General features: G+C 31.4%; 16 protein-coding genes. All 16 read left to right on the forward strand.

The genetic code is table 11. The features are described 5' to 3' along the window. The 16 genes from KQI41_RS06025 to KQI41_RS06100 all read left to right on the forward strand — a co-directional run bounded on the left by KQI41_RS06025 (position 1) and on the right by KQI41_RS06100 (position 12,708). Entirely contained in the window at positions 1-621 is a 621-nt protein-coding gene (locus tag KQI41_RS06025; protein WP_154439097.1) for a precorrin-8X methylmutase, read from the forward strand. Further along, positions 618-1,694, forward strand: coding sequence for a cobalt-precorrin-5B (C(1))-methyltransferase CbiD (gene cbiD, locus KQI41_RS06030; protein WP_154439096.1), 1,077 nt, complete (start codon positions 618-620; stop codon positions 1,692-1,694). Before KQI41_RS06025 ends, cbiD begins: the two co-directional genes overlap by 4 nt. Further along, positions 1,688-2,284: a precorrin-6y C5,15-methyltransferase (decarboxylating) subunit CbiE gene (cbiE, locus tag KQI41_RS06035; RefSeq protein ID WP_154439095.1), complete on the forward strand. Its 597-nt coding sequence runs from the start codon at positions 1,688-1,690 to the stop codon at positions 2,282-2,284. Before cbiD ends, cbiE begins: the two co-directional genes overlap by 7 nt. After that, positions 2,271-2,825 carry a precorrin-6Y C5,15-methyltransferase (decarboxylating) subunit CbiT gene (cbiT, locus tag KQI41_RS06040; RefSeq protein WP_154439094.1) on the forward strand — a complete coding sequence of 185 codons (555 nt, stop codon included), beginning with the start codon at positions 2,271-2,273 and terminating at the stop codon, positions 2,823-2,825. Before cbiE ends, cbiT begins: the two co-directional genes overlap by 14 nt. Further along, complete coding sequence (gene cobM, locus KQI41_RS06045; protein ID WP_154439093.1) at positions 2,818-3,573, forward strand: precorrin-4 C(11)-methyltransferase; 756 nt, start codon at positions 2,818-2,820, stop codon at positions 3,571-3,573. Before cbiT ends, cobM begins: the two co-directional genes overlap by 8 nt. Continuing rightward, positions 3,570-4,592 carry a cobalt-precorrin 5A hydrolase gene (gene cbiG / locus KQI41_RS06050; protein WP_154439092.1) on the forward strand — a complete coding sequence of 341 codons (1,023 nt, stop codon included), beginning with the start codon at positions 3,570-3,572 and terminating at the stop codon, positions 4,590-4,592. Before cobM ends, cbiG begins: the two co-directional genes overlap by 4 nt. Then, complete coding sequence (cobJ, locus tag KQI41_RS06055; protein ID WP_154439091.1) at positions 4,585-5,307, forward strand: precorrin-3B C(17)-methyltransferase; 723 nt, start codon at positions 4,585-4,587, stop codon at positions 5,305-5,307. The genes cbiG and cobJ overlap by 8 nt, the downstream gene beginning before the upstream one ends. Further along, a complete protein-coding gene (cobK, locus tag KQI41_RS06060) occupies positions 5,304-6,053 on the forward strand; it encodes a precorrin-6A reductase (protein ID WP_154439090.1) in 750 nt (249 codons plus the stop codon). Before cobJ ends, cobK begins: the two co-directional genes overlap by 4 nt. Further along, entirely contained in the window at positions 6,054-6,308 is a 255-nt protein-coding gene (locus KQI41_RS06065; RefSeq protein WP_154439089.1) for a cysteine-rich small domain-containing protein, read from the forward strand. Between the two features lie 17 nt (positions 6,309-6,325). Continuing rightward, on the forward strand, positions 6,326-7,399 hold the full coding sequence (cobT, locus tag KQI41_RS06070; protein WP_154439088.1) for a nicotinate-nucleotide--dimethylbenzimidazole phosphoribosyltransferase: 1,074 nt from the start codon (positions 6,326-6,328) through the stop codon (positions 7,397-7,399). A 13-nt stretch (positions 7,400-7,412) separates the two neighbouring features. Next, positions 7,413-7,949 carry a bifunctional adenosylcobinamide kinase/adenosylcobinamide-phosphate guanylyltransferase gene (gene cobU, locus KQI41_RS06075; RefSeq protein WP_154439087.1) on the forward strand — a complete coding sequence of 179 codons (537 nt, stop codon included), beginning with the start codon at positions 7,413-7,415 and terminating at the stop codon, positions 7,947-7,949. Next, complete coding sequence (gene cobS, locus KQI41_RS06080; protein WP_154439086.1) at positions 7,946-8,680, forward strand: adenosylcobinamide-GDP ribazoletransferase; 735 nt, start codon at positions 7,946-7,948, stop codon at positions 8,678-8,680. The genes cobU and cobS overlap by 4 nt, the downstream gene beginning before the upstream one ends. Then, on the forward strand, positions 8,671-9,237 hold the full coding sequence (locus tag KQI41_RS06085) for a histidine phosphatase family protein (protein WP_154439085.1): 567 nt from the start codon (positions 8,671-8,673) through the stop codon (positions 9,235-9,237). Before cobS ends, KQI41_RS06085 begins: the two co-directional genes overlap by 10 nt. Positions 9,238-9,403: 166 nt before the next feature. Then, positions 9,404-9,943, forward strand: coding sequence for a helix-turn-helix domain-containing protein (locus KQI41_RS06090; RefSeq protein ID WP_216584828.1), 540 nt, complete (start codon positions 9,404-9,406; stop codon positions 9,941-9,943). Continuing rightward, the gene (locus KQI41_RS06095) at positions 9,906-10,481 is read left to right on the forward strand and encodes an IS630 family transposase (RefSeq protein WP_216585027.1); all 576 of its coding nucleotides are present in this window, start codon (positions 9,906-9,908) and stop codon (positions 10,479-10,481) included. The genes KQI41_RS06090 and KQI41_RS06095 overlap by 38 nt, the downstream gene beginning before the upstream one ends. A 691-nt stretch (positions 10,482-11,172) precedes the next feature. Beyond that, positions 11,173-12,708 carry an ABC-F family ATP-binding cassette domain-containing protein gene (locus KQI41_RS06100; protein ID WP_154439084.1) on the forward strand — a complete coding sequence of 512 codons (1,536 nt, stop codon included), beginning with the start codon at positions 11,173-11,175 and terminating at the stop codon, positions 12,706-12,708. Positions 12,709-13,062 lie beyond the last annotated feature (354 nt).

Raw genomic sequence — 13,062 nt, forward strand, 5'->3', positions numbered from 1 at the left:
ATGTATATAAAAAATCCTATGGAAATAGAAAACAAAAGTATGGATATTATAGATGAAGTCATGAATGACACTAGTTTTTCAGAAGAAGAAAAGATAATAGCTAAGAGAATGATTCATACAACTGGAGATTTTGACTATAGAAATATAATAGTATTTAAAAATGATTTCATAGAAGAAGGAAAAAAGGCTATATTCAAAGGAACTACAATTTTTACAGATACAAAGATGGCATATATGGGAATCAATAAACCTGCTCTCAAAAAGGCAAATTGTGAATTGAAATGTTTCATAGATGATGAAAGAGTATTTGAAATGTCTAAAGCATTGGGAACTACAAGGTCGGCTTGTGCAGTGGATTTAGCCATAGAGGAAGGTATAGACATATTTGTAGTAGGAAATGCGCCTACTGCATTGTTTAGGATATTGGAGTTGGTGAAGGAAGGAAAAGCAAATCCTAAACTAATTGTAGGAGTGCCTGTAGGCTTTGTTGGTGCAGCGGAGTCAAAGGAATATTTAAGAGAATTTGACATTCCATCTATATCTACAGTAGGTACTAAGGGTGGGAGTAATGTGGCTGCTTCTATTATTAATGCTCTATTATATATGGTGGTAGGAAGATGACTTTAGATTTGTATGTAGTTAAAGAAGGAAAAAGTTTAAGATGTGGCTATACTACAGGTTCCTGTGCAGCGGCAGCAGCTAAGGCAGCAGCTATTATGCTGGAAGAAAAAGGTGTAATAAACTATGTGGAAATAGATACACCAGCTAATATTAGACTAAAACTTGAAGTAACTAATCCAGTTATTGAAGGGAATAAGGCTATATGTTCCATTGTAAAAGATGCTGGAGATGACCCAGATAATACAGATGGTATAGAAATATATGCAGAGGTTTCTAAGAGAAATGATGGAGAAGTTTTCATAGAAGGTGGAGAAGGTATTGGAAGAATAAAGAGAAAAGGATTATTTGGAGAAGTAGGAGAAGCGGCTATTAATCCAGTACCTAGAAAGATGATAGAAAAGGAAGTAAGGGAAGTTTCAAATAATGGCTATGACATAGTTATATTTGCCCCCCAAGGAGAAGAAATTGGGAAAAAGACTTTTAATAAAAACATAGGTATTGAAGGGGGTATATCTATTATTGGAACTAAGGGAATAGTATATCCTATGAGTGAAGAAGCCCTTATAAAAACCATATATATGGAAGTGGATATGATAGAAGAAGATCAGGGAAAAGATAATATAGTTTTAGTACCAGGTAATTATGGGGAAAAAATAGGAGAAGAATTGGGAATTAAAGAACCAAAGGTAAAAATATCAAACTTTATAGGAGATAGTCTACTATATGTTTATAATAAAGGGTTTAAATCCATGACTTTAATAGGTCATATAGGTAAATTTGCTAAACTAGCCATAGGTGTATTTAATACTCATAGTAAGGTATGCGATGGAAGAATGGAGGCGTTTATATATTATTTATCTTTTATGGGTGCCCCAGTTGAATTGCTTAATAAAGTAAATAATGCAGTAACAGCAGAAGAAGGATTAAATATATGTATAGAAGCAGGTTATGGCAGTGTTGTAAAGCGTATGGAAAAGGGAGCAGAGGAAAGAATACGAAAGTATTTAAAAGATGAAGATTATAATGTAAAAGTAATTATATATTCCATGGAAAGAGGTACGAATATATGTTAATAGTAGCAGGAATAGGCCCGGGGAATCCAAATTATTTAACTTATGATGTAAGAGAAAAAATAGAAAATACCGAACATATTTTAGCCTTTGGAAGAATTGCAAACTCTCTTAAAGATATTAGAGATGATATTGTAGAAGTAAATAAAGTAGAAGAAATATTAAATTACATAGATGATGAAAAAGAAATATTGTTACTTGCCTCAGGAGATCCTAATTTTTTTGGAATAGTAGAATTTCTAAAGAAAAAAGGACTGAGGGTAAAGGAAGTATTGCCTGGAATTTCTTCATTTCAATATATGATGGCAAAGCTTCAAAGATCATGGCAAGAAGGAGTATTTTTGTCTCTCCATGGCAGAAGTGGAGGTTTGGAAAGTATTAAGGACAATAGACTTAGTATACTTCTTATAGATAAAGATAATTTGCCTAGCAAAATATCTAAGGATTTATATAGATTAAATATTAAAGGAAAAATATATGCAGGATTTAATCTGTCTTATGATGATGAAAAAATAATAGTAAGAAACATAGGAGAAGAAATAGAAGATATTTCTTCCCTTGGGGTGGTGGTAATTGAAAATGAAATGGATTAAAGATGAAGATTTCATAAGAGGAAATATTCCTATGACTAAATTTAATATTAGAATCCTAACTTTAGGATATTTAGCCATAGAAAAAGGAGATAGATTTTTAGATATAGGAGCAGGTACAGGTTCCATATCTATAGAAGCAGCTCTTCATGGAGCAAGGGTTTATGCCATAGAGAGGGAAGAAGAAGGAGTAGAACTAATAAAGACCAACAGAGAAAAGTTTGGTGTAGATATTGATATAATAAAAGGACAAGCACCAGAGGATTTACCTAATATAAAGATAAATAAATGTTTTATAGGTGGCAGTGGTGGTCAATTGGAAGGAATATTTTCTTATTTAGATATAAACTTAGAAGATAATGGAATAGTATGTGGAAATTTTATAACTATTAAAAACTTAAATAATTTTATAGAGCTACTTAATAAGTATAGATATAGAGATATAGAAGTACAACTTATTCAAGTATCTACCATGGATAAAATAGGACTTTTAAAGGGACAAAATCCCATATTTATAGTAAAGGGAGTGAAGGATAATGATTAGCTTTGTAGGTGCAGGGCCAGGGAATGTGGATTTAATCACAGTAAAGGGAAGAAGGCTTTTAGAAGAAGCAGATGTTATTATATATGCAGGTTCATTAGTATCTAAGGAGCATCTAGAGTTTTGCAAGGAAGGGGCTAAACTATACGATTCAGCTTCAATGACTTTAGAGGAAGTAATTGAAGTAATGGAAATATCCATAAGAGACAATCTAAAGGTAGTTAGATTACATACAGGAGATCCTACTATATATGGAGCCATAAGAGAGCAAATGGATTTATTGAACAGTAAGGGAATAGGGTATGAGGTAATACCTGGAGTAAGTTCCTTTACTGCTGCTTGTGCTTCCATAAAGAGAGAATTTACATTACCTGATGTAAGTCAAACTGTAATACTTACTCGTATAGAAGGACGTACTCCAGTGCCAAAGGAAGAGGACTTAGAAAGTTTAGCTAAACACAAGGCTTCCATGGCAATATTTTTATCAGTACAGGAAATAGGCAGAGTAGTAGAAAAACTAGTAAAAGGATATGGCAGAGACGATATACCTGTAGCAGTAGTATATAAAGCTACATGGGAAGATGAAGATATATTATTTGGTACTCTTTCTAATATAGAGGAAAAGGTAAAAGAGAAGAATATCAATAAAATGGCACAAATATTAGTAGGCAATTTCATAGAAGGAGAGTATGAAAGGTCAAAATTATATGACCCTAGTTTTACCCATAAGTTTAGGAGTGCATCTCAATGAAAATAGCCTGTCTATCCTTTACCCATAAAGGTAAAGAAATAGGTGACAAATTAAAAACCCTTAGTGAAAAGGGAAAATATCTATTTCATCATTATTCAAATGATGAAATAGAAGGCGGAATAAAAAGTCGATTGGATTATATCTGGAAAGAATATAATGGATTAGTGTTTATTTCATCTACTGGCATAGCCATACGAATGATAAATTCATATATAAAAAACAAAACTATGGATCCAGCAATAGTAGTCATAGATGACTGTGGCAGATTTTCCATATCTTTATTGTCAGGACATTTAGGTGGGGCAAATGAGCTTTCTAATTGGATTGCAAAAGCAATAGATGCTATGCCAGTTATAACTACTGCATCTGATAATAGAGGCATAGAGGCAATAGATATATTTGCTAAGAAAAACAACTATTATATGGATAATATGAAATTGGTGACTAAAATAACTGGAATCATGGTAAATGGGAAGACCTTGGGATTTTATTCTGAAGATAATAAAACAATTAATTATCCCAATATAGTAACAGTTAAAGATTTAAACAATATACCTTCTGAAATAGAAGGTTTAGTTATAGTAAGTTCAGAAAACCAACAGATTGAAAATATAAATATTCCCTATATATATCTAAGACCTAGAAATATAAATATTGGAATTGGATGTAGAAAAGGAGTAGAGGGAAAAAGAATTATTGAATCTGTAAAATCTGCCATGAAGGAATTAAATCTTTCAGAGAATAGTATACAAGCTATTGGTACAGTAGAAGTAAAAAAAGATGAAGAAGGTATTATAGAAGCTGCAAAATATTTTAATTGTCCAATTAAAATATTTACCATAGAGGAAATAAAAGAGGTAGAAGATAAATTTGAGAAATCTCAGTTTGTGAAAGATACAATAGGCGTTTATTCAGTATCAGAGCCTTCCGCATACTTACTTGGAGGAAAATTAATTAAAGAGAAATCAAAATATAATGGTATTACAATATCCATATCAAAGGAGATAAGAAATGGCTAAATTATATGTAGTAGGCATAGGACCAGGCGGTAGAGAACATATGACTTATAAAGCGGTGGAAGTAATTAAAAAAAGCGATTTGGTAGTAGGCTATACTCCTTATATAGAATATTTGGGAGATTTAGTAGAGGGAAAAGAACTTTTTTCCACAGGAATGAAAGGTGAAATAGAGAGATGTAAAGTGGCCATAGAAAAGGTTAGAGAAGGAAAAAATACAGCAATTGTAAGTACAGGGGACTCGGGTCTTTATGGAATGGCAGGGCCGATTTTAGAATTGGCAGAAGACATAGAAGTGGAAATAATACCAGGAGTTACAGCGGCATTTTCTGCAGCAGCAGAACTAGGTTCTCCTATTATGCACGACTATACCTCAATTAGTTTGTCTGACTTACTTACTCCTTGGGAAGTAATAGAAAGCAGATTAGAAAAAGCTGCTGAGGCTGATTTTGTAATTTCCATATATAATCCTAAATCAAAGGGAAGAAAGGAACACCTAGAGAAGGCAGTAAATATAATCTTAAATCATAGAAAAATTGATACACCAGTAGGTATAGTTAAAAATTCAGGTAGAGAAGGGACAGAAATCATTATTACTACTTTAGGAAGTATAGATTATGATAAAGTAGATATGCTTTGCGTACTTATTATTGGAAATTCCAACACTTATATAAAGGGTGATAAAATCATTACACCAAGAGGATACAATATAAAATGATTTGGATAATAGGTGGAACCAGCGAAGCACGAGAAATAGTAAATAGGATAAAAGATATAGATAATTATATTGTTACCATGGCAACAGATGGAGGAAAGGAATTTCTTCATAGTAATAAAATTCTAATAGGGAGAATGAATTATGAGGAAATGATAGAGTTTTCCAAGAAAAACAAAATATCTTTAATAGTAGATTTAACTCATCCCTATGCTAGAATAGTATCAGAAAATGCAAAAAAAGTGGCAAACACTTTAGAAATAGATTATATTAGATATATAAGAGATAAAGTAGACGTAGAAAATAATATTATCTATTTACAAAGCTACGAGGAAGCTTATGAATATATATCAAAGATTTCAGGAACAGTGTTTTTTACAACAGGCTCTAAAAATATTGGAGATTTTGAAAAGATACGAGGAAATAATAGATTTATATATAGAATACTTCCTGCATTAGAAAGCATAGAGGAATGTAAGAAATATAATGTACAGATGAAAGATATAGTTGCAGTATTAGGCCCATTTTCTAAGGAATATAATAAGGTTATGTTTGAGGAATATAATCCTAAATATTGTGTTATGAAAGATAGTGGGCATAGAGGAGGTACTCTGGAAAAGATAAAGGCCTGCAAGGAATTAGATATAACACCAATAGTAATAGGCAGAGGATATGAAAATGGAATTAGAGATTTAAATATAATAGAGAATATAATCAGAGAAAAAAATAATAAGAAAGGAGAGATATAAATGGAAAATTCCTATAGATTTTATAGAAATACTGATTGTGACTATTTTCCATGTCATAAAGTAGAAAATACAGAAGAGTTTAATTGTATGTTTTGCTATTGCCCCTTATATTTATTAGAGGATTGTGGCGGGAATCATATGGAAAATTATGGTGTGAAGGACTGCTCTAATTGTCTTTTACCCCATAGACCAAATGGTTATGATTATATAAATAAAAAGTTAATTGAACAAAATAATCTTAAAAGAAACAAATAAGATAAGGATGTGTACATATGAAACTACTTAAAGATACTTTAGAATTAATAACACCCACAAATGAGGAAGTGAAAAATCTAGTAAGAAATCAGTGGGATGGACTAGTAAAACCAATGGGAAGTCTAGGTACATTGGAAGAAGCAACTATAAAAATAGCAGGTATGACTGGAAAAGTAAACAACAAAATTGATAAAAAGGCAATTGTTGTAATGTGTAGTGATAATGGAGTAGTAGAAGAAGGAGTCAGCTCTGCTCCACAGATATTTACTAAGGTACTAACTGAAAGTATGACAAAAGGAGTAACAGGAGTTGCTACTTTAGGTAAATATACGAGTACAGATATAGTTACTATAAATCTAGGAGTAATAGGAGAAATAGATGACCCTAAAATAATAAATAGAAAAATTGCCAATGGAACAAAAAACTTTGTAAAAGAACCTGCAATGACTTATGATGAAGCAGTTAAATCAATAGAAGCAGGTATAGAAGCAGGGGACAAGCTATATGGTGAGGGATATGATATATTAGGTACTGGAGAAGTTGGTATAGGAAATACCACTACTGCAGCAGCAGTTTTATCAGCTTTAACAGGTTTAGATGTAGATATAACTTGTGGAAAAGGTGCAGGTTTAACTGATGAACAACATTCAAACAAAAAAGATGTAATAAGAAAAGGTATAGAAAAAAATAAACCCAATGGTAAAGATCCTATTGACGTAATAGCAAAAGTAGGGGGTTTTGATATAGGAGGTATGTGCGGTTTGTTTTTATCCGCTGCCAAAAACAAAAGACCTGTAGTCATAGATGGATTTATATCATCTACAGCGGCCCTTTGTGCTGTTAAATTAAACCCTTTAGTTAAAGAATATATAATTCCATCTCATTTATCTGGAGAACCTGGGGCAAAGTATGTAATGGATAAATTAGGTCTAAAACCTATGTTAAATTTAGGTATGAGATTAGGTGAAGGCTCAGGATGTCCACTGGCTTTTCAAATTATAGAAGCAGGATTGTATACATTGGAGAATATGGGAACCTTTGAATCTTTGTCATTAGATGGTGATGCATTAGTAGATATAAGAGAAGACTAAATGGAGTGGTAAAATGATTACATTAGTTACAGGTGGTGCAAGGTCAGGGAAAAGTAGATTTGCAGAAAGTATATATAAAGATACTTTAGATGTGGTGTATATAGCCACATCTAAGGTTACAGATAATGAAATGGCAGAACGAATAAATCTCCATAGGGAATCTAGACCAAAGGAGTGGAGAACCTATGAGGGAAATTATGAACTTCAAAATGCAGTAGGTGAAGAAAAAAATTACTTTTTAGATTGTATAACAGTCCTTACTTCCAATATAATGTTTGATATATCTAAGGATGTGGAGTATATAGACTATGATTTGCAAAATAAAATAGAAAATACTATAATAGAGGAATTAAAAGCCTTAATAGATAAAGTTAGAGAAAAAGATTATGATCTAGTATTAGTAACAAATGAAGTGGGAGATTCCATAGTTCCGGAACATCATATATCTAGAGTATTTAGAGACATTCAAGGAAGGATAAACCAAAGGATAGCTTCAATTTCAGATCAGGTTTATTTGGTATGTTGTGGCATACCGGTGAAAATTAAATGATAAAAGGGCTTATACTTTCTCTGCAGTTTTTTACGAGAATCCCTATCAATATAAATGTAGATTTCAATGGAAAAAATATTAAATATAGTGTATTTTTCTTACCCTTAGTAGGAGCAATAATAGGAGGATTGGCAGGTTTAGTTTATTACCTAATATCACCCTATAATATTCAATTAGCCTCCTTTTTAACATTATTAACTACAATTATATTGACTGGAGGACTACATTTAGACGGATTATCAGATACCTTTGATGGATTTTTATCGGGGAGAGATAAAGAAAGAACTCTAGAAATTATGAAAGATAGTAGAATTGGGGCTTTTGGAGTAATAAGCTTAATTCTTTTAATTTTATTTAAGTTTATCTTGATTTCAAGTGTAAAAAACTTACCTTTAGCCATAACCTTATCCTTTGCAAATAGTAGACTAGTACTTAGTTATATAATATCTTATAAGAAGAATGGAAGACCAGGAGGCTTAGGAGAATTATTTCATAAAAGTAATCCTAAGAATATGATGTTTATAAGTGGAATTATATATATTGCCATATTAATTTTATTAGACATAAAATATATCATACCCCTTATAATTACATTTTTATTTGGAGAATATATGTCCTTTATATCTTATAAAAAAATAGATGGATTAACAGGAGATGTATATGGTGCAATTATAGAATTAGGAGAGGGCATTTCTCTACTTAGCTTTTGGAGTGTGATGATATGGATATAATTATGATAAGACATGGGGAAACAGAAGACAACGTGAAAAAGATATTTAGTAGAGATAATACTAGACTTACAGATAATGGTATAGAACAAATTAAAAAGACTAAAGAACTACTAAGGCATTTTGACTACAGTAAAATATACTATAGTCCCTTAACAAGAACTGTGGAGACTTTAGAAAATCTAGGGTTAGAGGGGATAAAAGAGGATAGAATTAGAGAAATTAACTTTGGTATATTCACTGGAAAAACATTTGAAGAAATATCAGAAATTTATCCTATAGAAAGTAAGGATTGGGTAGAAGATTCAATTAATTATGTAATTTCTCAAGGGGAAAGCTTAATAGATGTATATAATAGACTAAGTGAATTTTTAGAAGAGATTTCTAAAGAAGAAGATAATATTTTATTGGTCTGCCATGATTGTATAATAAGACTGGCATTATGTTGGATATTTGATAATCCCGATTACTTTTTTAGATTTAAAGTAGATAATGGCAGTATCAATGTAATATCAATAGATGATGGATTCAAATATATAAAGAAATTAAATTATAGCTAAAAATCTAAAATACAGTTCTTCAATGTAATAAATGAAGGACTGTATTTTGTAAGTACATAATAATATGATATATAGGGATCCAACTCAATACATTAAAATAATCAGTGAATAAAGTAAATTTCTTTCCACAAACTAATTCTATAGTAATTAACAAAGGAGAATTAGCATGGGAAGAAAAGCCGTAGAAGTTAAAACTTTACATGGATACACAATAGAGCAATTAAAAGATATTAGAGAAAAAACTGATGATAATTTTAAAAAAGAAATTATACTTGCAATTATGATGCGTTATCAAGGTATTAAGTCCGAAACAATAGAAAATATATTAGGTAAGTCTAGACCTACAATCCTTAAATATATTCATAAATGGAATGAGTATGGCCTTGAGGCTACTGAAGACCATAGAGGAGGATCTATAGGGACATTTACTGATGAAATGAAAGATGATTTATTAAGAACTTTAGTAGAGACTAAGCCTATAGACCATGGCTTTAATTCATATTCATGGACTTGCAATCTATTAGCAGATTATATTAAAAACAAATATGACATTCAGTACTCTGGAGAGTGGATAAGACGAATAATTAAAGCTGAAAATTTCACATATAAAAAAGCACAGCGAAAGTCCTCTTTAGCTAAAGAATCAGAACAATTAGCTTTTAAAAAAAATGAAACAACTACTGAATACTGTAGAAAATTCTTCTGAAATAGCAATGTATGCACTCGATGAAACATATGTGAGAAATGAACCTAATAACTACAGGAGTTGGAGCCCTAAAGGGAAACCCCTTGCACTAGAATCTAATGGCTCACATAAAGGAGTTAATGTTATAGGAGCCACAGAAATACTAAGTACATTTGAAACTTATGCTGATGTTTATTCTCACAAAAAATCTATAACATCTAGTGAAGTACAAAAGCTATTAGAGCGATTATTAGAAGAAAATCCTACCAAAAAAGTTTATGTTATTCTTGATAATGCCAAGTCTCATAAATCAGTAGGTATACAGGCATTTTCAAAGAGCAATGCTGAGCGAATTGAGCTAATATATCTTCCGCCATATTCTCCAGAATTAAATCCTCAAGAAAATGTATGGTCAAGAGTTAAAAATATAATTCATCAAACAGTAGCCAGATGTTCTGAAGATGAATTATTTAATGATTTTTCATCAGTTTACCAAAAACTTAATTCTCTAAAATATAAAATGAAATCTATTGTACATGCAGAAAGTTTTTATAAATAGTTAAACTTTGAAGTTGGATGCCTATAGATAACCAACATCATAATAAAAAATACCGTTCCTGCTGTTTAGAATATGGATAACTCCTGCAATTCATTCAGCTACAAAATCCTAAAATTTATAACTCCCTTTGCTCAAATAGATAGATTTCTTTACGGATTTTATGGCTTCACTTATGTAAATAAAGATATTATTTTAAGCACTGAAGTCTATTTAAGGCATTATAATATTTGGGAAATATCAGAAAAGATCGCAATAAGATTTCAGACTATTTTATTTATTGTTTACAATCTCAAATAAATGTGATATTATAAAGAAGCTTATATGTAGTAAATTTGGGGGTTATTATGGTGAATCATATTATTATAGATCAAATGACAAGAGAAATCTGCTCTGTACAATTGAAGCCGATGAAGCATTGTACCGAGCTTAAACTAAAAGCATGAAGCTTTCCATTCATCGGTAAATAGGTTGTTTTAGGCGTATATTGTTACGCTTTGTTTTCGTACCTATTTTCCGAGTAATTATGAGTGGTTTATTGGCCGTGGACAATGTTTTGTCTGCGGCCTTTTGTGTGAGCTCAAACTAAATTTTGAGCCGTAATGTACGTTAATAATACGTACTATTAGGAAGCAGAAGGTCGTGTGTTTTGCACAAGACCTTCTGCTTTTTTTATTAGAAAGGAGTTTTAAACATGAGTTTATTAGAAATTAAAAATTTGTCTCATACTTATGGAGACAAGATATTATATAAAAATGAATCTCTTGCATTGTTCAAGGGAGAACATATGGGTATTGTAGGGCAGAATGGTACAGGAAAAAGTACCTTAATTGGAATGTTGTCAGGAGAAATCATTCCTGATAGGGGGCGTATTATTTGGCAGCCAAATATAAAACTTGGACATCTTGATCAACATGCAGTTGTTCTAGGAGAATATACAGTTATAGAGTACTTGAAAACAGCATTTCAAAATTTATACATCTTGGAAGAAAGGATGAATAAGCTGTACGAGAAATATGCTATTACTGGTAATGAAAAAGATTTATTACAAGCAGCAGAGTGTCAAACCATCTTGGAAGTTCGAGAATTCTATATTATAGAGTCACGAATAGAAAAGGTTATGAATGGACTTGGACTATCTGCCATTGGTGGGGATAAACTGATTTCACAGCTAAGTGGTGGTCAACGAGCAAAAGTAATTCTTGCGAAGCTACTGTTGGAAGAACCAGATGTTTTACTGCTTGATGAACCTACAAATTTTTTGGATAAGGAGCATGTTCTGTGGCTTTCAGAATATCTATCTACATTTCCTAGTGCCTTTGCTGTAGTTTCCCATGATTATGATTTTCTCGAAAAAATTTCTAGTTGTATTTGTGACATTGATGGAGGAGTAATCAGAAAATATACGGGAAAATATTCTAATTTTCTGAAACAAAAAGAACACTTAAGAGAGGAACATATTCGTAGATATTATGCTCAACAGCAGCAGATCAAAGAGACTGAGGAATTTATCCGCAAGAATATTGCAGGTGTAAACAGTAAAAATGCTAAGGGAAGACGAAAACAACTTGAACGTATGGAACGAATAGTCCCACCTTCTGTTACAATTTCAAAGCCAGAGTTTTGTTTCCTAGAAAGTCCTAGTTCAGCACATGAAGCATTAAAAGTAAAAAAACTTGAGGTGGGTTATTACTATCCTTTATTATCACCTTTAAATTTTACTATTGATGGTGGTCAAAAAATTGTGATTACAGGTTTTAATGGAATAGGGAAATCTACCTTGCTTAAAACCTTAACTGGATATATTGAAAAAATATCAGGTGAGTTTATATTTGACAATTCTGTGAGAATTGAATATTATGAGCAGGATATTATATGGGAAAATCCATCACTCACACCCCTTGAGATAATTACTAGATGCTATCCGTCCCTAAACATTAAAGAGGTACGCCGACAACTTTCACGATGTGGCATAAGTAATGATCATGTAATACAGCCAGTGTCAACATTAAGTGGAGGGGAACAGGCAAAAGTGAAATTATGCAAACTAATGCTATCTCCTTGTAACTTTTTAATTCTTGATGAACCGACAAATCATCTGGACTCTACTGCTAAAGAGGCACTTAAAAATAGCTTAAAGAATTTTAGAGGTACTGTATTGATAGTATGCCACGAAGAAGCATTTTATCGTTCATGGGTAGACAAGGTAATAAACATAGAACTAACATAAGTATTGATATTTCAAATTATGAATTTAAGATTAATAGTGCGAACTTCTATATTTAAACAAATATCAAAAATAGGAAATATTAAGTTAAAGGTTTTTTAATTAAATATCTAGTGTGTTATAAATTCCCTCAAACCAATGTTTGAGGGAATTTATTATATGCGAAAAAACAAACTTTAGAGATATTCAGATATATTGTAATTTAATATATATTATAATATGATGTACACAATGTAAAAAAGTAGGAGAATTTATGTGAAAGGCATTTAGAATAAATTTTGCATGATAGTAAAGTAAATTTGCATCTTGGTTTTAGAGGTATTGTTTTATAGTATATGATGTAATATATTGAACTAG

The sequence above is a fragment of the Tissierella pigra genome, from assembly GCF_018917845.1.
GTDB lineage: Bacteria > Bacillota > Clostridia > Tissierellales > Tissierellaceae > Tissierella > Tissierella pigra.

Excerpts from the sequence above, each read along its gene's own strand:
- KQI41_RS06085 (WP_154439085.1), top strand. The coding sequence starts at position 8,671 with ATGGATATAATTATGATAAGACATGGGGAAACAGAAGACAACGTGAAA.
- cobS (WP_154439086.1), top strand. The coding sequence starts at position 7,946 with ATGATAAAAGGGCTTATACTTTCTCTGCAGTTTTTTACGAGAATCCCT.
- cbiG (WP_154439092.1), top strand. The coding sequence starts at position 3,570 with ATGAAAATAGCCTGTCTATCCTTTACCCATAAAGGTAAAGAAATAGGT.
- cobJ (WP_154439091.1), top strand. The coding sequence starts at position 4,585 with ATGGCTAAATTATATGTAGTAGGCATAGGACCAGGCGGTAGAGAACAT.
- cbiE (WP_154439095.1), top strand. The coding sequence starts at position 1,688 with ATGTTAATAGTAGCAGGAATAGGCCCGGGGAATCCAAATTATTTAACT.
- cbiT (WP_154439094.1), top strand. The coding sequence starts at position 2,271 with ATGAAATGGATTAAAGATGAAGATTTCATAAGAGGAAATATTCCTATG.
- cobK (WP_154439090.1), top strand. The coding sequence starts at position 5,304 with ATGATTTGGATAATAGGTGGAACCAGCGAAGCACGAGAAATAGTAAAT.
- KQI41_RS06095 (WP_216585027.1), top strand. The coding sequence starts at position 9,906 with ATGAAACAACTACTGAATACTGTAGAAAATTCTTCTGAAATAGCAATG.
- cobM (WP_154439093.1), top strand. The coding sequence starts at position 2,818 with ATGATTAGCTTTGTAGGTGCAGGGCCAGGGAATGTGGATTTAATCACA.
- KQI41_RS06100 (WP_154439084.1), top strand. The coding sequence starts at position 11,173 with ATGAGTTTATTAGAAATTAAAAATTTGTCTCATACTTATGGAGACAAG.
- KQI41_RS06025 (WP_154439097.1), top strand. The coding sequence starts at position 1 with ATGTATATAAAAAATCCTATGGAAATAGAAAACAAAAGTATGGATATT.
- KQI41_RS06065 (WP_154439089.1), top strand. The coding sequence starts at position 6,054 with ATGGAAAATTCCTATAGATTTTATAGAAATACTGATTGTGACTATTTT.
- cobT (WP_154439088.1), top strand. The coding sequence starts at position 6,326 with ATGAAACTACTTAAAGATACTTTAGAATTAATAACACCCACAAATGAG.
- cbiD (WP_154439096.1), top strand. The coding sequence starts at position 618 with ATGACTTTAGATTTGTATGTAGTTAAAGAAGGAAAAAGTTTAAGATGT.
- KQI41_RS06090 (WP_216584828.1), top strand. The coding sequence starts at position 9,404 with ATGGGAAGAAAAGCCGTAGAAGTTAAAACTTTACATGGATACACAATA.
- cobU (WP_154439087.1), top strand. The coding sequence starts at position 7,413 with ATGATTACATTAGTTACAGGTGGTGCAAGGTCAGGGAAAAGTAGATTT.